The organism is Polaromonas jejuensis NBRC 106434 (genome assembly GCF_001598235.1).
Classification (GTDB): Bacteria; Pseudomonadota; Gammaproteobacteria; order Burkholderiales; family Burkholderiaceae_C; genus Polaromonas; species Polaromonas jejuensis.
This window is the reverse complement of sequence record NZ_BCYO01000001.1, coordinates 316,644-341,719: the sequence shown is the minus strand read 5'-3', so window position 1 is coordinate 341,719 and position 25,076 is coordinate 316,644. Positions and strand designations below refer to the sequence as shown.

At 63.2% G+C, this 25,076-nt stretch carries 22 protein-coding genes and 1 other RNA gene; 6 read left to right on the top strand and 17 right to left on the bottom strand.

The window, feature by feature from the left end; translation table 11 throughout:
• The 6 genes from rsmH to PJE01S_RS01500 form a co-directional block, all read right to left on the bottom strand.
• Window positions 1-918 carry a 16S rRNA (cytosine(1402)-N(4))-methyltransferase RsmH gene (rsmH, locus tag PJE01S_RS01525; protein WP_068831363.1) on the bottom strand — a complete coding sequence of 306 codons (918 nt, stop codon included), beginning with the start codon at window positions 916-918 and terminating at the stop codon, window positions 1-3.
• A gap of 9 nt (window positions 919-927) precedes the next feature.
• Entirely contained in the window at window positions 928-1,356 is a 429-nt protein-coding gene (mraZ, locus tag PJE01S_RS01520; protein ID WP_068831362.1) for a division/cell wall cluster transcriptional repressor MraZ, read from the bottom strand.
• A 525-nt stretch (window positions 1,357-1,881) separates the two neighbouring features.
• Window positions 1,882-3,678, bottom strand: a complete 1,797-nt coding sequence (locus PJE01S_RS01515; RefSeq protein ID WP_068831361.1) for an STAS domain-containing protein — start codon at window positions 3,676-3,678, stop codon at window positions 1,882-1,884.
• Window positions 3,679-3,715: 37 nt separating this feature from the next.
• Window positions 3,716-4,747 (bottom strand): RNA polymerase-binding protein DksA, encoded by a 1,032-nt coding sequence (gene dksA / locus PJE01S_RS24225; protein ID WP_084389295.1) that lies wholly within the window; start codon window positions 4,745-4,747, stop codon window positions 3,716-3,718.
• A 318-nt stretch (window positions 4,748-5,065) separates the two neighbouring features.
• The gene (locus PJE01S_RS01505) at window positions 5,066-6,112 is read right to left on the bottom strand and encodes a CobW family GTP-binding protein (RefSeq protein ID WP_068831360.1); all 1,047 of its coding nucleotides are present in this window, start codon (window positions 6,110-6,112) and stop codon (window positions 5,066-5,068) included.
• 262 nt (window positions 6,113-6,374) lie between these two features.
• Entirely contained in the window at window positions 6,375-7,565 is a 1,191-nt protein-coding gene (locus tag PJE01S_RS01500; protein WP_068831359.1) for a class I SAM-dependent rRNA methyltransferase, read from the bottom strand.
• A gap of 87 nt (window positions 7,566-7,652) precedes the next feature.
• Between PJE01S_RS01500 and PJE01S_RS01495 the strand changes: the two genes are divergently transcribed.
• A complete protein-coding gene (locus PJE01S_RS01495; RefSeq protein ID WP_068831358.1) occupies window positions 7,653-9,491 on the top strand; it encodes a sensor domain-containing diguanylate cyclase in 1,839 nt (612 codons plus the stop codon).
• A 16-nt stretch (window positions 9,492-9,507) separates the two neighbouring features.
• Here PJE01S_RS01495 and PJE01S_RS01490 read toward each other — a convergent pair whose 3' ends face one another.
• From PJE01S_RS01490 to dapF, 3 genes are all read right to left on the bottom strand, one after another.
• Window positions 9,508-10,575, bottom strand: coding sequence for a tyrosine recombinase XerC (locus tag PJE01S_RS01490; RefSeq protein WP_084389294.1), 1,068 nt, complete (start codon window positions 10,573-10,575; stop codon window positions 9,508-9,510).
• Window positions 10,576-10,586: 11 nt separating this feature from the next.
• Window positions 10,587-11,276 carry a DUF484 family protein gene (locus PJE01S_RS01485; RefSeq protein WP_068831357.1) on the bottom strand — a complete coding sequence of 230 codons (690 nt, stop codon included), beginning with the start codon at window positions 11,274-11,276 and terminating at the stop codon, window positions 10,587-10,589.
• Window positions 11,277-11,358: 82 nt separating this feature from the next.
• Window positions 11,359-12,237, bottom strand: a complete 879-nt coding sequence (dapF, locus tag PJE01S_RS01480; RefSeq protein WP_068831356.1) for a diaminopimelate epimerase — start codon at window positions 12,235-12,237, stop codon at window positions 11,359-11,361.
• A 162-nt stretch (window positions 12,238-12,399) separates the two neighbouring features.
• Between dapF and PJE01S_RS01475 the strand changes: the two genes are divergently transcribed.
• From PJE01S_RS01475 to PJE01S_RS01465, 3 genes are all read left to right on the top strand, one after another.
• A complete protein-coding gene (locus PJE01S_RS01475; RefSeq protein WP_068831355.1) occupies window positions 12,400-14,034 on the top strand; it encodes an MBL fold metallo-hydrolase in 1,635 nt (544 codons plus the stop codon).
• A gap of 424 nt (window positions 14,035-14,458) precedes the next feature.
• Window positions 14,459-15,001, top strand: a complete 543-nt coding sequence (locus PJE01S_RS01470) for an arsenate reductase/protein-tyrosine-phosphatase family protein (RefSeq protein WP_068831354.1) — start codon at window positions 14,459-14,461, stop codon at window positions 14,999-15,001.
• A gap of 347 nt (window positions 15,002-15,348) precedes the next feature.
• The gene (locus PJE01S_RS01465) at window positions 15,349-16,206 is read left to right on the top strand and encodes a basic amino acid ABC transporter substrate-binding protein (RefSeq protein WP_068831353.1); all 858 of its coding nucleotides are present in this window, start codon (window positions 15,349-15,351) and stop codon (window positions 16,204-16,206) included.
• Window position 16,207: 1 nt separating this feature from the next.
• Here PJE01S_RS01465 and rnpB read toward each other — a convergent pair.
• An RNA gene (gene rnpB, locus PJE01S_RS01460) (RNase P RNA component class A) lies at window positions 16,208-16,545 on the bottom strand.
• Window positions 16,546-16,628: 83 nt separating this feature from the next.
• On the opposite strand from rnpB, the gene PJE01S_RS01455 reads away from it, so the two are divergent.
• Both PJE01S_RS01455 and PJE01S_RS01450 read left to right on the top strand, forming a co-directional pair.
• Entirely contained in the window at window positions 16,629-18,290 is a 1,662-nt protein-coding gene (locus PJE01S_RS01455) for an NAD(P)/FAD-dependent oxidoreductase (RefSeq protein WP_068831352.1), read from the top strand.
• Between the two features lie 156 nt (window positions 18,291-18,446).
• On the top strand, window positions 18,447-19,130 hold the full coding sequence (locus PJE01S_RS01450) for a ProQ/FINO family protein (protein WP_068831351.1): 684 nt from the start codon (window positions 18,447-18,449) through the stop codon (window positions 19,128-19,130).
• 65 nt (window positions 19,131-19,195) lie between these two features.
• Here PJE01S_RS01450 and htpX read toward each other — a convergent pair whose 3' ends face one another.
• From htpX to PJE01S_RS01415, 7 genes are all read right to left on the bottom strand, one after another.
• Window positions 19,196-20,071: a protease HtpX gene (htpX, locus tag PJE01S_RS01445; RefSeq protein WP_068831350.1), complete on the bottom strand. Its 876-nt coding sequence runs from the start codon at window positions 20,069-20,071 to the stop codon at window positions 19,196-19,198.
• 138 nt (window positions 20,072-20,209) lie between these two features.
• Entirely contained in the window at window positions 20,210-20,956 is a 747-nt protein-coding gene (locus PJE01S_RS01440) for a DUF3025 domain-containing protein (RefSeq protein WP_068831553.1), read from the bottom strand.
• 11 nt (window positions 20,957-20,967) lie between these two features.
• Entirely contained in the window at window positions 20,968-21,756 is a 789-nt protein-coding gene (locus tag PJE01S_RS01435; RefSeq protein WP_068831349.1) for an NYN domain-containing protein, read from the bottom strand.
• 11 nt (window positions 21,757-21,767) lie between these two features.
• Entirely contained in the window at window positions 21,768-22,829 is a 1,062-nt protein-coding gene (pyrC, locus tag PJE01S_RS01430; RefSeq protein WP_068831348.1) for a dihydroorotase, read from the bottom strand.
• A 56-nt stretch (window positions 22,830-22,885) separates the two neighbouring features.
• On the bottom strand, window positions 22,886-23,305 hold the full coding sequence (gene rnk, locus PJE01S_RS01425) for a nucleoside diphosphate kinase regulator (protein WP_068831347.1): 420 nt from the start codon (window positions 23,303-23,305) through the stop codon (window positions 22,886-22,888).
• A 317-nt stretch (window positions 23,306-23,622) separates the two neighbouring features.
• Complete coding sequence (locus PJE01S_RS01420) at window positions 23,623-24,360, bottom strand: amino acid ABC transporter ATP-binding protein (protein ID WP_068831346.1); 738 nt, start codon at window positions 24,358-24,360, stop codon at window positions 23,623-23,625.
• 47 nt (window positions 24,361-24,407) lie between these two features.
• Window positions 24,408-25,076 carry an amino acid ABC transporter permease gene (locus PJE01S_RS01415; RefSeq protein ID WP_174548491.1) on the bottom strand — a complete coding sequence of 223 codons (669 nt, stop codon included), beginning with the start codon at window positions 25,074-25,076 and terminating at the stop codon, window positions 24,408-24,410.

Below are 25,076 nucleotides of genomic sequence, written 5' to 3'. Positions count from 1 at the left end.
TCACTCAAGCACCCCGGTACGCTCGGCCACCCGCATCACGGCGCTGCGCGAACGCGGATTGCTGGCCACTTCCTCTTCACTGGGCTTGGTGCGACCCAGCGCATTGAGCTTCATGGCTTTGGGTGCCGCAAACGGGGCGCGCCGGTCGAACACCTCGCGCGAATGCGTGGCGATAAACTGCTTGACGATGCGGTCCTCGAGCGAATGAAAACTGATCACCACCAGACGGCCTCCCGGTTGGAGCACTTTCAGTGACGCTTCTAGCGCCTGTTGCAGCTCTTCAAGCTCGGCATTGATGAAAATCCGAAGAGCCTGAAATGTGCGCGTTGCAGGGTCCTTGCCCGGCTCGCGGGTTTTGACCGCGCCAGCCACGACTTCGGCCAGTTCAGCGGTGGTTCCAAGAGGCCCCCGTTCCTGTCGGCGACGATCAATCGCCTTTGCGATCTGCCCAGCAAACCGTTCTTCGCCATAGTCACGAATCACCTCCGCCATGCTTTCTATGGATGCATCGGCCAGCCACTCCGCGACGCTTTGACCACGCGTGGTGTCCATGCGCATGTCCAGGGGCCCTTCCTGCCGAAAAGAAAAGCCCCGCACCGGGTTGTCGATCTGGGGCGAGCTCACGCCCAGGTCCATCAGCACCCCCGCCGCACTCGCCGCAGGCAGCTGGCCCAGGTGCATGAAGCCTTCGTGACGGATGGAAAAACGCGGATCGACAATGGTTTTCGCCTCCGCAATGGCATCCAGGTCCTTGTCGAAGGCTGTCAGGCGCCCGAGCGCGGAGAGCTTTGACAGCAGCAGGCGCGAGTGTCCGCCGCGGCCGAAAGTCGCATCGATGTAGTGGCCGTCCGGGTTGACTTGAAGCGCCGCTATGGCTTCGTTCAACAAGACGGTGCGATGTGTCCATGTAGCTTGCACCGTCTTCTTTCAAAAAGAAAAATCTCTGAAGACATCGGGCATTTGGGCCTTCATCTGCTCCGCCTCCTGGGCGGCGTAGGTCGCAGCATCCCAGAGCTCGAAGTGGCTGCCCATGCCCAGCAGCACCGTGTCTTTGCTGATGCCGGCGCCTGCGCGCAACTCCGGCGAGACCAGGATGCGACCGGTCGCATCCATGTCCACATCCATGGCGTTACCCAAAAAAATCCGTTTCCACCACTGCGCATCCATGGGCAGCGACGCGATACGCTCGCGGAATTTTTCCCATTCGTTGCGTGGGAAAATCATGAGACAGCCGTGCGGGTGTTTGGTCATGGTGAGCTGGCCCGAAGCCGTCGCGCTCAGCACGTCGCGATACCGGGTCGGCACGGACAGCCGACCTTTGGCATCGAGAGCTAGAGATGACGCGCCTTGAAACACCGTTAAAAACCCTTAAACAACACTTTTCACCACTAAACTGCACTTTTTCCCACTTTATCAGGAAACCTTCTGGAAGCAAGGGATTCGCAACAATTTTTTTCAATGAAATCAAGCACTTAGGGAGTCGTTTCCGAAATGTATTTTGAATAAAAAAATGTTCTAGATTAAGCACTTAGCACAAGCAATGAAGGTGTTTCCTTAAGCGCCGTGGCGCAGGCCACAAGAACCGCAAAGGCTTGCAGCAACTTCCGTTTACTGGAAAGTATCACGCCGCCAGAGAAGGCGGGGAAACCGCGCAGCTTGAGCGGTTTTTATATGGAAAACACCCAAGACCCAGCAGGAACGGGTGACGAAAGCTACCAAAAAGATAGCAGCCATCGAGGATTGGAAGCCCCGTGCGGCCTGCGGCGCATCACGGCCCTGATCTGGAGAAGTGCTTGTGAGTTTACCCCTGCCGAGGCTGCCGCAGCGAAAAGCCCAGCGCGCAAAATGGGCCAGCCTCAACAGGCCGGCCATTGCTCGAGTTCAGTCGATCCGAACCACCACGCTGGCCTGCTCCGAGATCCCGATCACATTGAAAAAAGCGGCGACCAGGCGATTGACGTCTGAAAACTGAATAGCGCGGTTTTCGGCTGCGCGGGCAGACACCCAGTTCAGCAGCGTCCCCGCGGCGGAAAAATCGACACGTATCAGCTTGGCACAGGAAATCAGCATCATGTCAGCCCCCATGAGCTTGGCTTCCAGCTTGTCCAATACGGCAATCGCGTCACCCTGGATTTGCCCCGAGAGTTCCACCGACATAAGATTGCTCATTTCGGAACTCTGGCCATCGAGCTGGCTGTCGGCGTCCATCGCGCTGAGGCCCGAGGGTACCGAGTCACGGTAAACCTCGCCGATGAAGGCGTTCCCGCCCATGACGCCCCCTTGCGCATCCAGCGATTTGTAATCACCGCGCGCACGCTCCCATGATGGCGGAGAGACCTCGTAGGTGACACAGAAATCGAGCGCGGCGAGTTCAAAGTCATCGGGCTGGCGCGTCACACGCAGCGCTTCCATGCGGAGCTGCCACCAGCTTTGAGCGACATCGCGGCCACCCGAAGGCGTGGCGTCTTTCAGCACCTTCCTCAGCTGGGCGTCGCCAATGAAGCGCAGTTGCACCGGCTGCGCCGCCCAGGTGCGGAACACCTGGTGCAAGGGCTCGACGGCGGCCGCTTCAAGGGTTTTGAGGTTGTGCCAGTCGAGGCGCCACGGCATGGGCGCCTTGGCCATGGCCGCTTTCAGCGCCGCGACCGTCTGGATGCCCACCACCGAGGGGCAGACCCAGTCGGCGGCAGGCCCGTTGCTGGTCTTGCCCGCTGGTTTGAGCTTTTTCACCATGTCCGGCATTGAAAACCACTGCGGTGCCGAACGGTCAAAACGCTCGGCAAAGCCGATCGCCGCCGACTCGAATTTGCCCTGCTGGGCCGTGGCGCGGTACAGGTCAAACAGCGTCAACCAGGTTTCGGCATGCCCCGCGCGCAAGCCGCCCGGCCCGAGAATTTCCAGCAGCCCCGCCTCGGCCCCGGCATCATCGCCATTGGCAAAACGGATCGCCGCCTCTTCAAGTTCCGCATCGTGCGCCATGGCTTCTTCCACCTCCACCGCCGTGAATTTGGAAGGCGTAAAACCCGATGCCTGGTCGTTGCCAGCGCCCATGCCCGACAAAGCGCCTATCGTGCCTATCGTATTACCGGGGCGACCGGCGGCGCTTGCAGACGCAGGCATATTGGGCAGCGCGTCCGGCCGGGTTGGCGGCGCATCTTGCGCCGTTGCAGCGTCCGCGGCCCTGGGCGGCAGCCCTGCCGGCGCCGTCGCCCGGTAGGCGGTGGGCAGCGCGCTGTCTAAAGGCCCCTGCGTGACAGGCCCCTTGTCTTGAGACATCAGTGGCACATGAACCGAGTTGTCCGGCGCATTGGCGCTCTTGGTCTTCCACCACTGCATGGCCATCTGGGCTTCGATCTCATCGATCTTCTTGATCGTGGACGCCCGGTCATCCGGCCTGGAAGGGATGCTGCTTTGAAAGAACGAGGGCTTGCCGCCCCCATCCGGCCCCAGACCCACCATGGCCTCACGCTTGCGCATCTTGCGCAACATGTCGAATTCGCGCTTGCGTACAAAGTCGTTCTGCCGCTTGCGCTCAATCATCTCCTTGAGCAACTGCTTGCTGATGGCGTCGTCGCGATCGGCTTGCAATGTGTCCAGCTCCGACCAGTTCGTGGCCGGATTCCGGACGAACTTCACCATCTTGGAAAGCAAGCCTGGTGCGGTATCTTCTTTGGACATGGGATGCGATTAAGAGCGTTCTGCCGGCCTGCGGCGGTTAATCGCCAAACATTTTTTGCTTGAGCTCACGGCGTTGCTGTGCTTCCAGCGACAAATTGGCCGTGGGACGGGCAATCAGGCGGCCGACGCCAATGGGTTCGCCAGTCTCGTCGCAGTAGCCGTAGTCACCGGAATCAATGCGGGCAATCGACTGCTCGATCTTCTTGAGCAGCTTGCGTTCGCGGTCGCGGGTGCGCAATTCGAGCGCATGCTCTTCTTCAATGGTGGCGCGATCGGCCGGATCGGGCACCACGACGGTGTCTTCGCGCAGGTGTTCGGTGGTTTCGCCGGCGCTGTTGTGAATCTCCTGCTTGAGCACCGACAGCTTGTGGCGAAAGAAGGCCAGCTGCTTTTCGTTCATGTACTCGGAGTCGGGCATGGCCTTGACTTCCTCGTCGGTCAGCTGGTCGGCAGGCTTGGTCTTCCAGTTGTTGGCAAGCTTGGGGTCTTTGGGGGCGGCCGCCTGGAAGGGCGGCGCAATCACGCGTTCGGTCATGGTGGAGTAACTGGCTTTGGCTGCGTCAGGCGCATGGGTTGGCACCATGGGTGCGGGCGGAGGGGATTGGACTGCGGTTCGGGCTGAACTGCGTCGTCCCGGCTTCAAGGGCTTGGGCGCCATGAGCACCGGGGCCGGGACAGGCGCCGGCGGCGCCACTTTGGCGCTGCCGGCGGCATGGCTGTCTTTGGCGGGCTTGGCAGGCGCTTTCGCGGCAGGTTTCGGCAATGGTTTAGTCACGGGTTTGGCTGGTGTGGCCACTGCTTTCTTGCTGGGGGCCGGAATCGGCTTTTTCTGGGAAGCCGCCTGGCTTGACGGCTTGGCGGCTTTTTTGGCGACGGCCTTGGAGGCGACGGGTTTGGGCGCCGACCTGGCTTTGGCAACGGGCTGAACGGGCTTGACTGCTTTTTTCGTGACCGGGACCGCGGTCCTGGCTGCGGCTTTGGGCGCTGGCTTGCCCTTCACGGCCACCTTGCCGGCTGACTTGGCAGCGGCCTTGGCGGACGTTAGGGTCTTCTTCGCTTGGGCTTTCACAATGTCTCTCCTCGGGGAAGCAGCCTGGGGATGGCCCCCAAGCCGACTCCTGGCCAAACTGCGGTCAGGCAGCCCGGCTTCAGCTGTTGCCAGATTTCCTGGTTTGTATGCCGCCTGCCAGCCTCGGCCACTTTGACGCGGCGTTCAGGCAGATTTCCGCCAGGCTGGCCTCCCGATTCGGCTTTCCGGGTATTTTGGTCGGCGCGCGATTGTAGCGGCTGGCCAGCGCAGCGTAACAGGCAAAAAACAAACCGTTGGAGAATCGAGACAAACATGAAGCCCTCCCCGCCTTTAATGGCTTTAGGCGGACAGCCTACCTTAAACCAGACATTGCTCCAGGCCCTGCACAAAAATATCTTTGGGCAAATCGATGCCTATGAAAACCATCTTGCTCGTTTTTTTCTCGCTCTCGGCCCAGGCGGGGCCCAGGTCGCTGCCCATGAGCTGGTGCACGCCCTGGAAGATCACCTTGCGGTCGGTGCCCTCCATATTCAGCACCCCCTTGTAGCGCAGCATGCGCGGGCCATAGATATTCACCACCGCGCCCAGAAAGTCCTCGAGCTTGGCCGGGCTGAAGGGCTTGTCCGAGCGGAACACAAAGCTTTTCACGTCGTCATCATGGTGATGGTGGTTGCCGTCATCACGGTCGTGCGCGTGGGACGGGTGGTCGCAGTGCTCGCCGTGCGCGTGGTCATGGTCGTGTTCATCGGCCTGGAGGAAATCGGGGTCGATGTCGAGCTTGGCATTGAGGTTGAAGCCGCGCAGGTCAAACACATCGGCAATCGCCACCTCACCGAAATGCACCGCCTGCTGGGGCGCGCGCGGATTCATGTGCTTGAGCCGGTGCATCAGCGCCTCGACCTCGTCCTCGGCCACCAGGTCGGCCTTGCTGATGAAGATCTGGTCGGCAAAACCGACCTGGCGGCGCGCTTCCTGGCGATCGTTGAGCTGCTGCGGCGCATGCTTGGCATCCACCAGGGTCAGGATGGAATCCAGCAGGTATTGCTCGGCAATTTCCTCGTCCATGAAAAAGGTCTGCGCCACCGGCCCGGGATCGGCCAGGCCGGTGGTCTCAATTACCACGCGCTCGAAGTCGAGCAGGCCCTTGCGCTTCTTGGCGGCCAGCAATTGCAGCGTTTCGCGCAAATCCTCGCGGATCGAGCAGCAAATACAGCCGTTATTCATCTGGATGATGTTTTCCGTGGTGTCGTTGACGAGGATTTCGTTGTCGATGTTTTCCTCGCCAAATTCGTTCTCGATGACGGCAATCTTCTGGCCATGGGCCTCGGTCAGCACGCGCTTGAGCAGCGTGGTCTTGCCCGAGCCGAGAAAGCCGGTGAGGATGGTGACGGGGATCAAACTCATGGTGTCTACCTAAAAAACAGGGGAAATACAAAGAAATACGCAAAAAATACGCAGGCGGGCAAGGAACCAAGCTGGGGAGTTTAGCGAGCCCTTCAAGTCCATGACGGCTTTGCGCAATACCACCACGGCCAAAGGCGTCTTGGCAAGGATGTGGCGGGTCCGCATCCCGCCCTCAGTGCCGACCGGCCGCCGCTCGCTCCCCTTTCAATAGCATCTTACGCCCGACTCAGCTGGGCTGGATGCCAATTTCATCGATAAAGGGCTAGCCCGCCGGGCGTTTGACCAGAACCAGCCCCTTGAGGTACTCGCCCTCCGGGAAGGCCACCGTCATGGGGTGGTCGGGCGCGCCGCCCATGCGTTCGGAAATAAAGGCATCCACCCCGGCATCGGTGCCTGCCGAGGCCACGATCTTGTGGAACAGGTCGGCGCTGATGCCGCCGGAGCAGGAGTAGGTAAACAGCACCCCGCCCGGCGCCAGTATGGACAGGGCCAGCCGGTTGATGTCCTTGTAGGCGCGGGCGGCCCGCTCGGCGTGCGTGACGGTGGGTGCAAACTTGGGCGGATCGAGCACGATGGCGTCAAAGCTGGCGCCCTCTTTCTGGTACTGGCGCAGCATGGCGTTGACGTCGGCATCCAGCATGGTGGTGCGGCCGGCAGCAAAGCCATTCAGCGCCACATTGGCCCTGGCGCGCTCAATGGCCGGGCCCGAGGAGTCAATCGAGGTGACATGCGCCGCACCGCCCGCCAGCGCGGCCACGGTAAAGCCGCCGGTGTAGCAGTAGCAGTTGAGCACGCGCTCAAACTTCAGGCGGCGCGCGTAGGCGGCAAACTTCTGGCGGCTGTCGCGCTGGTCCAGGTAAAAGCCGGTTTTGTGGCCCTCGGCCACGTCCAGGCTCAGTTTCCAGTCGTGCTCGGTGATGGTGATGCCGGTATCGCCCGAGCCGGCCAGCCAGCCGGTGGCTTCCGGCAGGCCTTCCAGCGAGCGCACGCTGGCGTCGGAGCGCTCATAAAGCCGCGTCAAGCCGGTTTGCGCCAGCAGGGCGTCGACAATCACGCTTTTCCAGCGCTCGGCGCCGCAGCTTGAAAACTGCGCCACCAGGGTGTCGGCATAACGGTCTACCACCAGGCCGGGCAGGCCGTCGGATTCCCCGTGGACCAGGCGCATGCCGTCACTTTTCACATCAAAAAGGCGTCTGGCGCTTATGGCCTGGGCGATACGCGCTACAAAAAATGAAGCATCAATGCGCTGCGCTTCGTCAAAGCTCCAGACCCGGGCGCGGATCTTGGAACTGGGGCTGAAAGCGGCCCAGCCCAGAAACTGGCCGCCGTGGCTTTCCACCCGCACGGTTTCACCGGCATCGCCACCGCCCTTGGCAATGGCCCCGTCAAAAATCCAGGGATGGCGGCGCAGCAAGGAGCGCTCCTTGCCTTCTTTCAGTCGAATTATTTTCATGAGCCTATTGTCGTGGCTCGAATCCCGCGCAGCGCGGCAAGAACTCTTGACATCAATTTTTGTAAACGCTGCCACAATCGCTGGCAGATGATTTTCAAGAACTTTTTTGCGCCGTGGGGACGCCGCCAGCCGGCGGCCGGCATCGCGGGCAAACGCTTTGCCCCGGCGCTGCGCCGGCTGCGGACGCTGGCCATGAGCCTGCTGCTGGTCACGCTGCTGGGGCTGAACAGCCCGCCCGCGCGCTCGCGCACGGTGCTGGACCTGGACACCCACACCCAGCCGGTGGCCCTGCAGGACTGGGGCGACTACTGGATAGACACGACAGGCCAGTTCACGCCAGACCAGGTCAGCCGCACCAGCACCCTTGCCTGGAAGCCCACGCGCCCCGATGCGATCTACCCGGTGACGAGCGGCCATTCCATGTGGGTGCGCTTCAGCGTGCCGCCGGCCCCCGATGGCGAGCGCTGGTACCTGGAAGTGCCCAACCCGGCCATCAACCGCGCCTCGCTTTACACGCTGGACAGCGCCGGCCAGTGGAACGAGCAGCGGGCGGGCGACCTGATCGCCGTGAGTAAATGGCCGGTGCCACACCGCCATCCCCTGCTGCCGATTGCCCTGTCCGCCGAGGTGCCGACCAAATACCTGCTGCGCCTGGAGAACGGCCAGGCCTTCAGCAGCCAGCTGCAATTCATCAGCGAAGGACGCCTGAGCTATCGGGAGCAGCGGGTGTCGCTGATCCTGGGCATCTTCTTCGGGCTGACCGGGCTGGCGGCCGTGGTTTCCGCGCTGGGCGCCCTCTCGCTGCGGGACAGCGCCTATGGTTTTTACGCCCTTTGCGTGACGCTGATGGGACTGACCCAGGCCACCGTGACCGGCATCGCCGGCCTGCACCTGTGGCCGGACTGGCCCTGGTGGAACGATATTTCCACCTCCGTGCTGCCCCTGCTGACGGCGTCCGCCACGCTGCTGTTCATCTCGGCCGCCGTGGCCCTGCCCGAGCGTTCCCTGCGCCTGCAACGGCTGACGGCCGGACAGGCGGGGCTGGGCATTCTGGCCGCCGCCGCCATGGCGCTGGTGCCCGCCGCATCGCGCATGGACGTTTTCGTGCCGATTGTCCTGCTGCTGGAGTTCAGCGGCATGCTGGTGATGGGCTGGGCCTGGCGCCGCGGCGACCGGTTTGCGCCCTGGCTGATGCTCGCCTACCTGCCGGTGCTCGCCAGCGCCGGCTGGATGCTGGCCAACAGCGCCCGGCTGGTGCCCGCGGGCTTTCTGACCCAGCATGGGATGCAGCTGGGCGTGGCGCTGCATCTGCCCATCGTCATGGTGGTGCTGATGCTGCGCAGCCAGCACCGGCGCGAAAACACCAGGCGCATCCAGGGGCTGGACCGGGTCGATCCAAGCACCGGCCTGATCAACGGCCATGTGTTCACCGAACGCCTGACGCGCATGATTGCGCGCTCCCAGCGGCTGCGCCACCAGAGCGCCGTGATGCTCGTCGACCTGGTCAATGCCGAGCAGGTCCAGCGCGACTTCGGGCGCAAGGCGGCCGACGAACTACCGCTGCGCGTGGCGGAGCGGCTGCTGTCCACCGCGCGCGAAATCGACAGCGCTGCCAGGCTGTCGGAGCGCCGTTTCGGCATGCTGGTGGAGGGCCCCTTCAGTGCGGAAGATGCCGGCACCCTCGGGCCGCGCATCGTGGCGCGCTGCCTCATGCCGTACAAGGGCCTGCACGTGGACTGCGTGGCGCAGGTGCACGTGGCGTATGCGCTGGTGCCTCGCCAGGGCTCCAACGCGCAGGGCCTGCTGATGCAGCTCGAAGAACGTCTGGCCATGGTGCCCGGGGACAGCCGGCGCGCGGTGTTCATGCTCGGCGAAGCACCGCCACCGGAGGCCTTGCTGCGCTCTTACCTCCGCAAAAGAGCCTGAACCCGGGGGCAGCCTTTCAGGCTTTCACCTTGCCGGTGACCTTGCCGGGCGGCCGGACAGCACCCGAACCGGGGTTGGGCGACATGGCCCGCGGATGGGCCGCGTCATACACCTTGGCCAGGTGCTGGAAATCAAGCCGTGTATAGACTTGGGTGGTGGTGATGTTGGCGTGGCCCAGCAACTCCTGCACCGCGCGCAAGTCCCCGCTGGACTGCAGCACATGGCTGGCAAACGAATGGCGCAGCATGTGCGGGTGCACCGGCGTCGCCAGGCCGGCCTGCTGCGAACGCTGCTTCAGCCGCACGCGGATATGCTGGGGGGTGAGCCGCGCGCCGCGCTGGTTGATGAAAAGGGCCTGCCCGGGGGCATCCGCAGCGCCTGGCGGCACGCCGTCACCGGCCCAGCGGCCGCGGACCTCCAGCCACTGCCGCAGGGATTGCAGGGCCGCGCGGCCCACCGGCACGCTGCGCCGCTTCTCGCCCTTGCCAAGCACATGGGCCTCGGCGGCCGCCATGTCGATCCAGCCGCGGGCCTGCCCGCTGGCCCGCACATCCAGCCCCACCAGCTCGCCAATGCGCAGCCCGCAGCCGTACAGCAGTTCCGTGATGCACCGGTCCCTGGCCTCCAGACCGGGGTCGCCCGCGGCGGTTTCCGCCTGGTAGCTGGCCAGCTGCACCGCCTCGTCCACGCTCAGGGCCTTGGGCAGCGGCTTGGCGGCCTTGGGCGCACGCACATCCTGCACCGGGTTGCCGCTCACCAGGCCTTCGCGGCCCAGCCAGGTGTAAAAACCGCGCCAGCCCGACAGGATCAGCGCGATCCCGCGGCCACTGCGCCCGGCGCCATGCATCTGCGCCACCCAGCGACGGATGTGGCTGTTCTGCACCGCCGTCAGCGCCACGCCGGCCTGGCGGGCGTTGGCCTGCAGCTTTTGCAAGTCCAGCGTGTAGAGCTCCACGGTGCGTTGCGCCAGGCGCTTTTCCACGCGCACATGCGCCAGGTAGCGCCCTATCAGCGGATGCGGCTCGGCGGCAGGCTCGGCCACCGCCCCGGAAGGCGCGGGCGCGTGGGGCGAAGACCGCGTCATGAGGCGCTGGATCAGCGGCTGGTCTGCGCCCGCAGACGCGACAGTGCCGCGCCCGCCAGCTCGCCCAGGCGCTCCAGGAAATCGGTGCCCATGCCGCTGTGAAAGCGCTCGGGATCGGGGGAGGCCAGCACCAGCAGGCCCGCGACCGGCGCGTCAGCGGCGGCGCGCAGGGGGATCAGGGCCAGCGACATCGCCACGCCGGGATCCGGCAGCCAGTCGACGGCCTCGAAGCCGGAGTTGACGCCGCAGTACGGCGTGCTCAGCGAGGCGGCAAAGGTTCGCGCATCCTCGCTCACCCCCGTGGCAAAACGTTCATCGGAAAAAATGCCGTTGACGTTCCAGACCTTGATGGCGGACTGCGGTATCTCGAACTCGGTGCTCAGCCCGTCAACGATGAGGCCGGGCAGGTCGCGCGCCTGCGCGGCCTGCAGCAGCTTGCGCGTCCAGCGCTGCATCTTGTCGGCAATGGCCACATTTTCCTGACCGTGGCGGATCATGTCGACCACCCGCGTCTCCAGGCCCTTGATCTTTTCGCGCAGCATGCCGGCCTGGCGCTCCTGCAGGCTGACGGCGCGACCGCCATGGCCGCTGGAGAGCTGCACCGAGGCCAGCAACTCGGCATGACGCTCGAAGAAGTCGGGCGTGTTGGCCAGAAAGTTCGCGATGTCGTCTTCGGTGATGGGGTGTTCAGTTGGATTCATGTCGGCATTGTCACCAGTTTTAAAGGCGTCGCAAGGGCCCGCGCCACGGGCTGCACGTCATCGGCTGTTGCAGGGTGATGCGTCAAGGCGCATCGGGAATGTCGATCTCGGACGCAAACACCGTGGTCGCCGGGCCGGTCATCATGACCGGCGCATCCAGCTGGCCAGCCCACTCGATCGTGAGTTGGCCGCCGCGCGTGAGCACATCGACCCGCGTGTCGAGCAGGCCCCAGCGTATGCCGGCCACCACCGCCGCACAGGCGCCCGTGCCGCAGGCCAGCGTTTCGCCGGCGCCGCGCTCGTAGACCCGCAGGCGGATCTGGCCGCGCGAGACGAGTTGCATGAAGCCGGCATTCACGCGCTTGGGAAAACGCGGGTGGTTTTCAATCAGCGGGCCGGTTTCCAGCACCGGCGCGGTGTCCACGTCATCCACCAACTGCACCGCATGGGGGTTGCCCATTGACAGAGCCGCTATGAAAAGTGGAGCTGATGACGACCATCCATCAAGGGCCAGAGGCCATTTCTGCCATGAACCATGGGGTTCCGGCGTCAAACCCGACGCATCAAAGGGAATGCGCGCCGGCTCAAACACCGGTGCCCCCATGTCCACCGTGACCCGGCCGTCGGCCTGCATGCGCGGCTCTATCACGCCGCTCAGGGTTTTGACCTTTACCACGTCCTTGGTGGTGAGCCCCTGTTCGCGCACAAAACGCACAAAGCAGCGCGCCCCATTGCCGCACTGCTCGACCTCGCCGCCGTCGGCGTTATGGATCACGTATTCAAAGTCGATGCCTTCCCCCGGCGAAGGCCGCACCGAGAGAATCTGGTCGGCGCCCACGCCAAAGTGCCGGTCGGCCAGAAAGCGGTACTGCGCCGTTGTCAGGCCCAGCGGCGCGCGGGTCTCGTCGAGCATCACGAAGTCGTTGCCCGCGCCCTGCATTTTTGTAAATCGGATTCGCATGTGATGATTATCCTCGTTGCATAGCTCTGGCAAAGTTCCGCGAGACAGTGCAATTTCCCGCCGGGCCGCCCCAAGGAAAATCAGCACCCTCGGGGGGCAGCGCAGTACACGCAGTGTTCTCGAAGAGCGGCGTAGCCACAAGCGTGGGGGCCATAATCGTTCATGGCCAGACCTTCCCAGCTCCTCTACCCCCAACGCGAACCCGCGCCCCTACGCTCCGCAGCCACCGTGCTGCTGCTGCGCGACACGCCGCAAGGCATTGAAGTGCTGATGACGCGGCGCTCCATGACGGCCAGCTTCGCCCCCGGGGCCTATGTGTTCCCGGGCGGCGGCATTGATGCTGCGGATGCGGCGGCGCATGACCAGTCCAGCCGGCGCACGACGCAGAGCGACCTGCACCTGACGCAGGCGATTGCGGCCATTCGCGAAAGCTTTGAAGAATTGGGCGTGCTGCTGGCGCGCCATGCCGACGGCAGCTACGCCACGACCGCCGACATCGCGGCGCTGGACCGCAAGGCACCGTTCGCCGCGCAGTGTCGGGCACGCGGCCTCACGCTGGCCGGTAGCGAGGTGTTTGTGCTGGCGCACTGGGTCACCGACCGCGACTTGCCGCGCCGCTTTGACGTGCCCTTTCTGATCGCCCGCATGCCGGAGGGCCAGAGTCCGGTGGCGGATGAGGCCGAGCAGTTCGAGCCGGTCTGGGTGCGGCCGGCCGAGGCGCTGGCACGGCACCAGGCCGGTGGCTTCTTCATGATTTTTCCGACGATTCGCACGCTGGAGCGCCTGCAGCACTATCCCGATGTGGAGGCCGTGCTGAAGGCTTGCTCTTCCGAAGAGCCGCTGTGGACCTCCTGCCCGCGTGCCGGCCTGCTGAACGGCAAGGAAGCCCGCTACATGGAGTCTGACGCGCCCTACGGCGAGCTGGCGCTGACCTGCCCCGACGGGCAGATCGTGCACCCGCTGGACTGGCAGACCGGGCGGCCGGTGGCGCTGCTGAAGAACGTCAGGCGCCTGACCGCGCCCAACCCCGGCATGATGACCGGGCCGGGCACCAACAGCTATATCGTGGGGGATGCGGACAGCGGCTACATCGTGATCGATCCGGGCCCCAACGATGCCGGGCATATCCAGCGCCTCCATGAAGCCACGCTTGGCCGCATTCAGGCCATTGTCTGCACACACTCCCACCCCGACCATTCACCCGCGGCCAGGCCGCTGCAGGCGCTGTGTACCGGCGCGCCCCCGATTCTGGGCCTGCCTTCGGCATCCACCGCGCGCGCCGATTCGCAATTCACACCCGACCGGGCGCTATCAAATGGAGAGCTGCTGGTGCTTTTCCACCAAGGGCTGACGCATACCTTGAAGGTGATTTTCACGCCCGGCCATGCGGCCAACCATGTGTGCCTGGTGCTGCTTGAAGACGGCCTGCTGTTTTCGGGCGACCACATCCTCAACGGCAGCACCACCATCATCAACCCGCCCGACGGCGAGATGACGGCCTACCTCGACTCTCTGGACTTGCTAAGTACGGCCTGCGACGAGCACCAGATCGAGTTCATCCTGCCCGCCCATGGTTACGTACTCGGCGCGGCAAAGCAGGCCATTGCCCAACTCAAGGCACACCGCCTCAAGCGTGAAGCCAAGGTGCTGGCGGCCATGCAGGCCAGGCCCGATGGCACCCCGCAAGACTGGGTCGCGCTAGCCTATGACGACACCGACCCGCGCTTGTGGCCCATCGCGCTGCGGTCGCTGCAGGCCCACGTCGAGCGGATTCTGGCCTCACGGCACGCGACCTGAAGGCCTGTACGGAGCCAAGGCTGCGCGGACCCTGGCTCCGCCCCCTGCGACACAGGTGTTGTGCTGCCAGCCGGGGACTTGCCCTGTGAGATGCATACGGCCCATTCGGGCCTTGCGGCTGGAAAAATCAAAAATATTTCCATGAATCCAGCTTGTATTGAAACTTTGATCAATTTTTCCAATGTTTTCATAATTTAGTTTCACGAAAGCGCCGCACCTGATTGAACTACGAAAGCAAATTTCGGCGCTCCTCAGTTAGCATGGCTTCGCTGGATGGGTACCACAAACGTCTGGCATGGGGCACAAAAAAAACACTTGCGGAAGCAGGAAATTGATCGCCTCCACCGGGAATCTGGTGGTGGCATCACTGCCTTGAGCAGGGGCTCGCTTATCAACTTTTTAAATTGACCTTGAAAGTGGAGACATGAAAAAAAATTGGTTTTCTTTTGTAGCTTCTGGCGTGCTGCTGGCGCTCAGCGTCTCTGCAAGTGCGGACGAACCCACAAAAATAGCGTTTGTTGATACCGGCAATACGGGACGAAGTGTTACCGCCGAGGCACTGGCGAACTCGGTCATCGGAGAAAAGAAGCTGCATATTGCCGTCATTTCCCGTGCCGTCGACATGGACCCGTTTGACGTCATGCCGGAAACCAATGCAGCCACGCTGCTGAAAAAGCACGGCCTGGACGTCTCCGCGCATCGTGCCGTCCAGCTGACAAGCAACGACGTTCACCATGCCGACGTCATCCTGACGATGACCGGCAAACACAAGAACAAACTGGTTGAGCTCTTTCCGGAGGCCAAGACCAAGACCTTCACCATGTCCGAATACGTCACCGGAGAATCCAAGGATATCGCTGACGCCTGGGGAAAGCCCATGGAGGTATACGAGCAAATGTTTGCTCAAGTTAACCAATACATCGTCCCTGTATTGGAAAAAAAGTTGCCCAAAAAGCCAGCCAGCTGATTGCCAAAGCGAAATCGCATGGGGGACTACTGCCGGCTCATCGGTGACGTTTTCATAGACACCACCACTGGCATGCCAGATGGCCGTGTAGTCCCCGGGCAGAGCCATCCACATGGGGCAACCGAGTGGCTGGCGGATGCCTGCACTTTGCGTGGTATTTGGGCAATATTTGAATGACAGTTTATGCACGCGCTCTACTGAAATTCAATCAAAGCGTGCTAATGGCTGCCCTTGGCCGCTTCCGGTCATTTGCATGCACCGAGGCTTATACTTTTCTTACCCGTTCAGGGCCTGGCTGTGTGGGCCTGGCCTGACACCTTCACTTCAACTTTTTTGCGGAGTTCTCAATGCCATCGATGACAACACGACACTTTCTACAGTCAGCCGCTACGCTGATGATCGGCCTGATGCTGGCAGCCTGCAGCAAGCAGGAACCCCCGGCGCCAGCCGCCAGCGCGCCTGCACCAGCCGCTGCCCCGGCGCCGGCCGCCAAGGTGTATGTGGTCGGCACCGACGCCGCCTATGCCCCCTTCGAGTCGCAAAATGAAAAAGGCGACATCGTCGGGTTTGACATTGAGGTGGTCAAAGCCGTCGCGCAAAAGGCCGGCATGGAAGTGAAGTTTCTCAACACGCCCTGGGAAGGCATCTTCAATTCGGTTGCGCAGGGTGACCGCGACCTGCTGGTGTCCGCCATCACGATCACGAGCGAGCGCAAGCAGACGCTGGACTTTTCGGAGCCCTACTTCGACGCCCAGCAACTGATTGCCGTGAAGAAGGATTCAAAGATAAGCACCTTCAACGACCTGAAAAAGCTCAAGGTCGGCGTGCAGAACGGCACCACGGGCGACGAGGTCGTTGCCAAGCTGCAAGGCAAGGAAAGCGCCAACATCAAGCGCTTTGAGTCCACCCCGCTCGCCCTCAAGGAGCTGGAGGCCGGCGGCGTCGACGCCGTGGTGGCCGACAACGGCGTGGTGGTGAACTATGTGAACAACAACAGCGAGTCGAAATTCAAGACCGTCAGCGACAGCAGCTTTGCCACCGAACAGTACGGCATCGCCGTCAAGAAAGGCAATGCCGAATTGCTGCAAAAAATCAACAAGGGCCTGGCCGACGTCAGGGCAGACGGCACTTACAAGCAGATTTACACCAAGTATTTCGGCGCCGCGCCGGTTGCCGCAGCGCCCGCCGCCGCCGCGTCAAAATAAAGTGTGAAGCCTGCCGATAAGCCGGATTCTGTGCACCCGGCCAACTTGCCCTAAAGCAAGTTGGCCCGGCGTGACCGCCATTAATCTGGGCCGGGGGTCGCCCACCCGGCTCGGTGCTACCTACCCGCCAGCTCTGCGGAGCTACATCAACGCTGGCCTACTTGGTATTGCTGCGCGTAGAGATTGCCCGTTTCACCCGAACTGAATCGGCTCGTCTCTGTTGCTCTGATCCTCACCTCACGGTGGAGAGGTGTTACCTCCTACGCTGTCCTGTGCAGTCCGGACGTTCCTCCAGTGCTGTGTTTCCACAATTGCACCAGCGGCGGTCTGGCAGGCTTCACGGGGGCTATTATCCCCCGAGACTCAACCCCCAGGCCTGGGCCACTTAAAATACAGGGCTGCTTGATCAACACGAGCCCCTCATGATTCGACTGACTGAACTCAAACTTCCGCTGGACCACGCGGAAGATGCCCTGCCCGCCCTCGTGGCCAAAACCCTGGGCATCGCGGCCACCGGCCTGCAAACCCTTGATGTGCACAAGCGCAGCTTCGATGCCCGCAAGGCCGAGCTGCTGCAGGTCTACATCGTCGATGTCAGGCTGGCCGATGCCAGCCAGGAAGCCCCACTCCTGGCGCGCCACGCCGGCAACCCGCACATCCTGCCCACGCCCGACATGAGCTACCACCCGGTGGGCCAGGCACCGGCCGGCCTGCCGCTGCGCCCCGTAGTGGTCGGTTTCGGCCCCTGTGGCATCTTTGCCGCCCTGCTGCTGGCGCAAATGGGCTTCAAGCCCATCGTGCTGGAGCGCGGCAAGACCGTGCGCCAGCGCACCAAGGACACCTGGGGCCTGTGGCGCAAGAATGTGCTCAACCCCGAGTCCAACGTGCAGTTTGGCGAGGGCGGCGCCGGCACGTTTTCCGACGGCAAGCTCTACAGCCAGATCAAGGACCCGCGCCACCTGGGCCGCAAGGTGATGAACGAGTTTGTCAAGGCCGGCGCACCGGCCGATATCCTTTACGAAGCGCATCCCCACATCGGCACCTTCAAGCTGGTGAAGGTGGTGGAAAACATGCGTGAGCAAATCATTGCGCTGGGCGGCGAGATCCGCTTTGAGCAGCGCGTGACGGACGTGCTGATTGAAAACGGCCCGGACGGCAAACACCTGCGCGGCCTGACGGTGCTGGACCAGGCCACGGGCCAAAGCCACGAACTTCGCGCCGACCAGGTGATCATGGCGCTGGGCCACAGCTCGCGCGACACCTTTGCCATGCTGCATGAACGCGGCGTCTACATCGAGGCCAAGCCTTTTTCCATCGGCTTTCGCGTCGAACACCCGCAAGGCATCATCGACCGCGCACGCTGGGGCCGCCATGCCGGGCACCCGTCGCTGGGCGCGGCCGAATACAAGCTGGTGCACCACGCCAGCAACGGCCGCTCGGTCTACAGCTTCTGCATGTGCCCGGGCGGCACGGTGGTTGCCGCCACGTCGGAGCCCGGCCGCGTGGTGACCAACGGCATGAGCCAGTACTCGCGCAACGAACGCAATGCCAATGCCGGCATCGTGGTCGGCATAGACCCGCGCGACTACCCGGGCCATGCCCTGGCGGGCATAGACCTGCAGCGCCGGCTCGAATCCCATGCCTTTGTGCTGGGCGGCGGCAACTACGAGGCCCCCGGCCAGCTGGTGGGCGACTTTGTGGCCGGGCGCCCCTCCAGGGCGCTGGGCAGCATCCTGCCCTCGTACAAACCGGGGGTGGTGATCGGTGATTTGTCGTCCGCCCTGCCCGATTACGCCATTGCCGCCATGCGGGAGGCCTTCCCGGCCTTTGGCCGCAAGATCAAGGGTTTTGACACCCACGATGCGGTGCTGACGGGCGTGGAAACGCGTACCTCGTCCCCCATCAAGATCAGCCGTGGCGAGGACCTGCAAAGCCTCAATGTACGTGGCCTGTACCCCGCGGGTGAAGGCGCCAGCTATGCGGGCGGCATTTTGTCGGCCGGCGTCGATGGCATCAAGGTGGCCGAGGCGGTGGCGCGCAGCCTGCTGCAGGATGCCGAACACCTGCGGACGCCAGCCGCCTGATGCCGTTCACTCGCCGCAACGCCGCTGCCATCAGGCCGCCAGCAACGCCTCCATCAACCCACGCGAGCCATGGATAGTGGATACTTCGCCCTCGGCTAAAAAACGCTTGCGGGTGCGCCCTGCCCGCCCCGAACCTCAAACTGACACCACTGATTGATGACTGACACCGCCTCCCCAACCCCCGCCGATGCACAAGAAGGCGCGGCGCCGCGCCGCCGCAAGAAGCCGCAAAATGCACCGCGCGCCAAAAACCAGGTTCACCCGGTCCTGGAGCAGCTTTTCACGCTCTACCCCAACATGTTTGGCGCCCAGTTCCGGCCGCTCAAGCTGGGTGTCTTTCAGGACCTGCTGGCCCTGCACCCCGAGCTGTTCAAGCGCGACGAACTGAAGATTGCGCTGGGTCTGCATGCCCGCTCCACGCGCTACCTCGACAGCGTGGCCGCCGGCCTGCCGCGTCACGACCTGCAGGGTCAGCCCGTGGAGCCGGTCGCGCCCGAGCATGTGCACTACGCCATCATGGAGGTGTTCCGCCGCCGCCAAGCCCGCTCGAACCAAGACCTGCGGCCCTATGTGGTGGCGCAACTGATGGCGGCCATTGAAGCCTCCGGCCTGAGCCGGGAAGACTACCTGCTGCAAATCAGGACCCAGGGCGAGACCTCCAACGAGTTGCTGGACACGGCCTTTTCCGAACTTGCGGAAAAGGCCGCCAAGCGCGAGGCGCTGCTCAGGGCCTTTCGGGCCAGCGGCAAGACGGCGGCCGAGTTCGCCGACATGTACGGCATGGACCCCGCGGAAGTCGCCAGGATGCTGGATCAGGCCGGCCCCCAGGCGGCCGTTTAAATCCCTTCCCACCAGCAAAAAAGCCGGCGCATGCGCCGGCTTTTTTGATGCCCTCACGGCAAGCTTCAACGCGGCGCGTTTTGCAAGGCGGCGATGCGCTCTTCAATCGGTGGGTGGGTGGCAAACAGCTGGCCTATGCCGCCGGTGATGCCCATGGCCTGCACGCTCTTGGGCAGCTCGCCGGGCTGCATGCCGCCCAGGCGGGCCAGCGCATTCATCATCGGCTGCTTGCGCCCCAGCAGCTGGGCCGAGCCGGCGTCGGCCCGAAACTCGCGATGGCGCGAGAACCACGCCACCACGATGGCGGCCGCAAAACCCAGCACGATGTCGAGCACGACGGTGCTGACGTAGTAACCAATGCCGGGGCCGGAGTTGTTGTCGCTGCCGCGGCGCAAAAAGCTATCCACCGCATAGCCAATCACCCGCGACAGGAACACCACAAAGGTGTTCATCACGCCCTGGATCAGCGTCATGGTGACCATGTCGCCATTGGCGACGTGCGCAATTTCGTGGCCAATCACGGCCTCGATTTCTTCCTTGGTCATGCCTTGCAGCAGTCCGGTGGACACGGCCACCAGCGCCGAATTCCTGAACGCGCCGGTGGCAAAGGCATTGGGCTCGCCTTCGAAAATGCCGACCTCGGGCATGCCGATCTGCGCCCTGTCGGCCAGCTGGCGCACCGTCTCGACAATCCAGGCTTCGTCCGCGTTCTGGGGGTTGTTGATCACGCGCACGCCGGCGCTCCACTTGGCCACGGGCTTGCTGATCAGCAGCGAGATGATGGCGCCGCCAAAGCCCATGATCAGGGCGAAGCCCAGCAGCGCCGACAGGTTCAGGCCATTGGCCGTGAGAAAGCGGTTGACGCCCAGCAGGCTGGCCACAATGCCCAGCACGGCCACGACGGCAATGTTGGTGAGCAGGAACAAAAAAATACGTTTCATGAATTCTCCGTGGAGGTCGGGGACCAAAGGCGGCAGTGAATGCTGCCGTGAGAGTTGCTTTCCGGACAAATGAGGGGGATTCAGCCCAAATCAAGCCGTTCGTATCGGCCACCGGCGCAGGATTTTGCTGGTTATTCTTTATCTGCGCGGGCGGAAGACAAGGGAGTCATCATAAAAGGAAAAGTTCTCGTTTTCCGGCCACCAGCCGGGCACGCCCAGCACCGGCAAGGGCACAAAAGGCTTGCCAGCCAGCTTGTCCGCGCCCAGGTCGGCCGCCAGCCAGGCGTCCAGATTCGCTATCGTATCAATAGCTGGTGGCGCAAGGTAGACGTGGGCCGTGATCGGTTTTCTTGGGTAAACCAGCTTTTCCAGCAGGGCATGGCCAAACAGCACCAGCCGGGCTTGCGGCCAGAGCGGGCGCAGCGCCACAAACAGCGCCTGCCAGTCCTTGCCCATCAGGGCCTCCCACAGGGGCGGTGGCGCCAGCAAAAAAGCGGCATTTTCATCAAACACCGTCAAGGCATCGCGCACCGGCCCGCGCAGCGGCGCCACGCCGGCAGCGGCAATTTCGGCCGCCTGCAGCTGGTTGAGCCGGGTTTTGATGCGCGGGAAGCGCATCCAGCACAATCCATTGAAAAAGTCGTGCAAGCCCTCACGGGTCGGGCACAGTCCGCTATTGAAGATATAGCGTTCGTAGGCTTCGCCCGGCGGCAGCGCTGCTTGCGGCACAAAGCGCACGGGTGCCGCCGAGCGGTGATTGAGTGCCTCGTGCAGAGGCAGGCCATCGGCCACCGCCTGGGCGACCGGCTCGCCCCACTCGCGCCAGCCAGCCAGCCAGGGCTGGCGCCAATCGATGGCCTGCAGCACCTCGGGGCCGCTGGGCATGGCCGGCCTCATCAATTGCGCGCGGGCCTGGCCTGCCGCTTGTCGCGCACCATCACGGTGGATTTGCCTTCGTCCGCAATGTCGAAGAGCTGGGTCGCCACCAGCAGCTTGGTCAAGGTGGCGTAACCGTAGTTACGGTGGTCAAACGAGGCTTGGTTGGCGATCTGGGTGCCCACGGCGCCCACCCGCGCCCAGCCCTCGTCATCGGCCGCCGCCTGCACCGCGTTGCGCAGCAGCTGGACCAGCCTGGCATCCTGTTTGAGCTGCGCCGGCGTGGCACGCAAGGGCGCTGCGGCCACCGCGCCCGCCTCGTCGGCCTCATTGGCATCGTCCCGGCTGCCCGCAGTCGCATCGCTGGCGGCGATGGGCCGCAGCTTGTCGAGAAACAAAAAGCGCGAGCAGGCGTTGACAAAGGGCTCGGGCGTTTTCTGCGCGCCAAAGCCGTACACGGCGGCACCCTTGGCGCGCAGGTGCATCACCAGCGGGGTGAAGTCGGCGTCCGACGAGACAATGCCGAAGGCGTCGGGCCGGTCGGTGTAGAGCAGCTCCAGCGCGTCAATCACCATGGCCATGTCGCTGGCGTTCTTGCCCTTGGTGTAGTCAAACTGCTGCATGGGGCGGATGGCGTGCTCGTGCAAGACCTCCTCCCAGCCCTTGAGTTCGTTCTTTTTCCAGTTGCCGTAGGCGCGGCGGATGTTGGTCTCGCCAAACGTGGACAGCTCATTGAGAATCAGGTCTATCTTGGCGGCCGGCGAATTGTCGGCATCGATCAGCAGGGCAACGCGGGGCTTGCGGTCCATGGGGAGCCTCTTTAGTGTGAGCCGACCAGTTTCCAGGGCAGCGCCTCACCGCTGCGCAGCGGCTTGAGTTCCCCCGCACCGAAGGCAAAGCTTTCCGGCGGCAACCAGGATTCGCGCCGCAGGGTGATGCTGCCCTGGTTGCGCGGCAGGCCGTAAAAGTCGGCGCCGTTGAAGCTGGCAAAGCCTTCGAGCTTGTCGAGTGCGCCAGCCGCATCAAAGGCTTCGGCATACATCTCGATCGCCGCATGCGCGGTGTAGCAGCCGGCGCAGCCCGAGGCATGCTCCTTGAGGTGGGCCGGATGCGGTGCGCTGTCGGTACCGAGGAAAAACCTGGCATTGCCGCTGGTGGCGGCCTCAACCAGCGCGACGCGGTGCGTTTCGCGTTTGAGCACCGGCAGGCAGTAGTAATGCGGGCGAATGCCGCCGGTAAAGATCGCGTTGCGGTTGTACAGCAGGTGATGGGCGGTGATGGTGGCCCCGGTGAACTGGTCGGCGTCGCGCACGTAATGCGCGGCCTCTTTCGTGGTGATGTGCTCGAACACGATCTTGAGTTCGGGGAAATCACGGCGCAGCGGAATCAGCTGGGTGTCGATGAAGACGGCCTCGCGGTCAAACAGGTCGATGTCGGGCGAGGTCACTTCGCCGTGCACCAGCAGCAGCAGGCCTTCGCGCTGCATGGCTTCCAGCGTCTTGTAGGTCTTGCGCAAGTCGGTCACGCCGGCATCGCTGTTGGTGGTGGCGCCGGCCGGGTAGAGCTTGGTCGCCACCACGCCGGCGTCCCGGGCGCGCTTGATTTCATCGGGCGGCAGGTTGTCGGTGAGGTACAGCGTCATCAAGGGCTCGAAGGCCACGCCTGCCGGCACCGCGGCCTGTATGCGTTCGCGGTAGGCGAGGGCCTGCGCGGCGGTGGTCACGGGCGGGCGCAGGTTGGGCATGATGATGGCGCGGCCAAATTGCGCGGCCGTGTGCGGGACCACGGTTTGCAGGGCCTCGCCGTCACGCACGTGCAAGTGCCAGTCGTCCGGGCGGGTGATGGTCAGGGTAGCGGCAGGGGTCGGAGTGGCGGAAGTCATGCCTTGAATTGTCGCATTGCCGGCGCCGAGCAGGCCTGCCTCGCGGGCCCCGGTGGCTACAGAAGATAGTCGCCGCTTTCTTCGGGCTGAAAAAGAATCTCCAGTATTTGCGCCGATGCCGTGCTGCCATGGGGCATGCGCCAGGTGGCCAGCTGGCCCGCCGACAGGCCCAGCAAACTGCTGCCCACCGGGGACAGTACGGAAACAAATCCCGTCGCCGGTTCGGCATCATCAGGGTAGCACAGCGTCAACTTTCGCTGCTCGCCGGTTTGCGTATCGGCAATCAGAACCTGCGAGTACATGGTCACCAGAGTGGGCGGTGCGTCGTAGGAAGAAATCAGCTCGGCGCCGTCGATGACCTCCTCAATCGCCGCAGCCAGTTCTGTTGAAGCCAAGGCGGGGCGCTGCAGCAGCTTGCTGATGCGGATGTGGTCGAGCTCGGTCAGCAAACGTGCCGACGGGGTTGAAATGGACATGGGGAACTCCTGAATCAAAATGCCCGGAAAGGCTGACGGGCAAGCCGCGCTGAAGGCGGGGGCCCGGTGATCCAGAAGTAGCGCTAAAGAATAAAGGATGGGGAGTGGATCGCCGGGCTCAGGAATGTGCAACCGGCTGATGCGGCCACTGGACGCGGCACCCTGCGCAGGCGCAGCCCATCGCTGCCGCGCAGGCAGCAAGCGGGTACGCCTGGGCATACGGGGTGGCAGTCAAAGTGGTTCGCATGAGGTTTCAATACTGGCATCGGCAGTGCTGACCCGGTTTCGGCCTGGCCTTTACCGGTCAGCCTTACCGCTCAGTGCTGAAGGATCTTGTTCAGGAAGTCCTTGGTGCGCGCCTGGCGGTTTTCCGGGTGGCTGAAAAACTCATCTTTGGAGCAGTCTTCCAGAATGCGGCCGCCCACGTCCATGAAGATCACGCGGCTGCCGACTTTTTTGGCAAAGCCCATTTCGTGCGTGACCACCATCATGGTCATGCCCTCCAGGGCCAGGCCCATCATGCAGTCCAGCACCTCGCCCACCATCTCGGGGTCGAGCGCGGAGGTCGGCTCGTCAAACAGCATGGCAATCGGGTCCATGCTGAGCGCCCGGGCAATCGCCACGCGCTGCTGCTGGCCACCGGAAAGCTGGCCGGGAAATTTGTCCTTGTGGGCCATCAGGCCGACGCGGTCCAGGTATTTCAGGCCATGGGTTTTGGCCTCATCCGCCTTGCGGCCCAGCACCTTGACCTGAGCCAGCGTCAGGTTTTCAGTGACGCTCAGGTGGGGAAACAACTCGAAATTCTGGAACACCATGCCCACGCGGCTGCGCAGCTTGGGCAAGTCGGTTTTCGGGTCGTGCACGGCCTGGCCGTCAACAAAGATCTGGCCCTTCTGGAAGGGTTCCAGCGCATTGATGGCCTTGATCAGCGTCGACTTGCCCGAACCGGAGGGTCCGCAGACCACAACCACTTCGCCTTTTTTGATGCTGGTGGTGCAGTTGTTGAGAACCTGCACGTCACCGTACCATTTGGAAACTTCTTTTAACTCAATCATCTTATTCTCCAGAGTGCTCTTTGAGAGCTATGTCTTGACACTGCTTCTCAGCGAATGATGGCGATTCTGCGGTTCAGCTGCTTGACCATATAGGACAAGCTGTAGCACATCACAAAATAAACCACGGCGGCCAGCAGATAGGCCTCCTCGGGCCGGCCATAGATCTTGCCCGCGGTGGTAAAGCCCTTGAGCAGGTCGTAAGCACCAATGGCATACACCAGCGAGGTGTCCTGAAACAGGATGATGGTCTGCGTGAGCAGCACCGGCACCATGTTGCGAAATGCCTGCGGCAGGATGACCAGCCGCATGTTCTGGCCGTAAGTCATGCCCAGGGCGCGCCCGGCATTGACCTGCCCGCGCGAAATCGACTGGATGCCGGCCCGCATGATTTCGCTGAAATAAGCCGCTTCAAAGGCCACAAAGGTGATCGTGGCCGAGAGTTCGGCGCCAATCGGCTTGCCTATGATGGTGGGCACCAGCAGGAAGAACCACAGGATCACCATCACCAGCGGAATGGAGCGCATGCCGTTGACGTAAATGGTCGCGGGAACCATCAGCACCTGCCGGCCCGACAGGCGCATCAGGGCCAGCAGGGTCCCCAGCACAATGCCGCCCAGGGTGGCAATCACCGTCAGCTGAATGCTGAAGATGAATCCGTTCATGACGAACTTGGAGATGATCTCCCAGTTCAGAAAGCTCAGGTCGAGTCCCAGCAT

Bases quoted from the DNA above. Each gene is read 5' to 3' on its own strand.
- PJE01S_RS01515 (WP_068831361.1), bottom strand. From the start codon at position 3,678: ATGTCCAAAGAAGATACCGCACCAGGCTTGCTTTCCAAGATGGTGAAG.
- PJE01S_RS01505 (WP_068831360.1), bottom strand. From the start codon at position 6,112: ATGAGTTTGATCCCCGTCACCATCCTCACCGGCTTTCTCGGCTCGGGC.
- PJE01S_RS01500 (WP_068831359.1), bottom strand. From the start codon at position 7,565: ATGAAAATAATTCGACTGAAAGAAGGCAAGGAGCGCTCCTTGCTGCGC.
- PJE01S_RS01495 (WP_068831358.1), top strand. From the start codon at position 7,653: ATGATTTTCAAGAACTTTTTTGCGCCGTGGGGACGCCGCCAGCCGGCG.
- PJE01S_RS01490 (WP_084389294.1), bottom strand. From the start codon at position 10,575: ATGACGCGGTCTTCGCCCCACGCGCCCGCGCCTTCCGGGGCGGTGGCC.
- PJE01S_RS01485 (WP_068831357.1), bottom strand. From the start codon at position 11,276: ATGAATCCAACTGAACACCCCATCACCGAAGACGACATCGCGAACTTT.
- dapF (WP_068831356.1), bottom strand. From the start codon at position 12,237: ATGCGAATCCGATTTACAAAAATGCAGGGCGCGGGCAACGACTTCGTG.
- PJE01S_RS01475 (WP_068831355.1), top strand. From the start codon at position 12,400: ATGGCCAGACCTTCCCAGCTCCTCTACCCCCAACGCGAACCCGCGCCC.
- PJE01S_RS01470 (WP_068831354.1), top strand. From the start codon at position 14,459: ATGAAAAAAAATTGGTTTTCTTTTGTAGCTTCTGGCGTGCTGCTGGCG.
- PJE01S_RS01465 (WP_068831353.1), top strand. From the start codon at position 15,349: ATGCCATCGATGACAACACGACACTTTCTACAGTCAGCCGCTACGCTG.
- PJE01S_RS01455 (WP_068831352.1), top strand. From the start codon at position 16,629: ATGATTCGACTGACTGAACTCAAACTTCCGCTGGACCACGCGGAAGAT.
- PJE01S_RS01450 (WP_068831351.1), top strand. From the start codon at position 18,447: ATGACTGACACCGCCTCCCCAACCCCCGCCGATGCACAAGAAGGCGCG.
- htpX (WP_068831350.1), bottom strand. From the start codon at position 20,071: ATGAAACGTATTTTTTTGTTCCTGCTCACCAACATTGCCGTCGTGGCC.
- PJE01S_RS01440 (WP_068831553.1), bottom strand. From the start codon at position 20,956: ATGCCCAGCGGCCCCGAGGTGCTGCAGGCCATCGATTGGCGCCAGCCC.
- PJE01S_RS01435 (WP_068831349.1), bottom strand. From the start codon at position 21,756: ATGGACCGCAAGCCCCGCGTTGCCCTGCTGATCGATGCCGACAATTCG.
- pyrC (WP_068831348.1), bottom strand. From the start codon at position 22,829: ATGACTTCCGCCACTCCGACCCCTGCCGCTACCCTGACCATCACCCGC.
- rnk (WP_068831347.1), bottom strand. From the start codon at position 23,305: ATGTCCATTTCAACCCCGTCGGCACGTTTGCTGACCGAGCTCGACCAC.
- PJE01S_RS01420 (WP_068831346.1), bottom strand. From the start codon at position 24,360: ATGATTGAGTTAAAAGAAGTTTCCAAATGGTACGGTGACGTGCAGGTT.
- PJE01S_RS01415 (WP_174548491.1), bottom strand. From the start codon at position 25,076: ATGCTGGGACTCGACCTGAGCTTTCTGAACTGGGAGATCATCTCCAAG.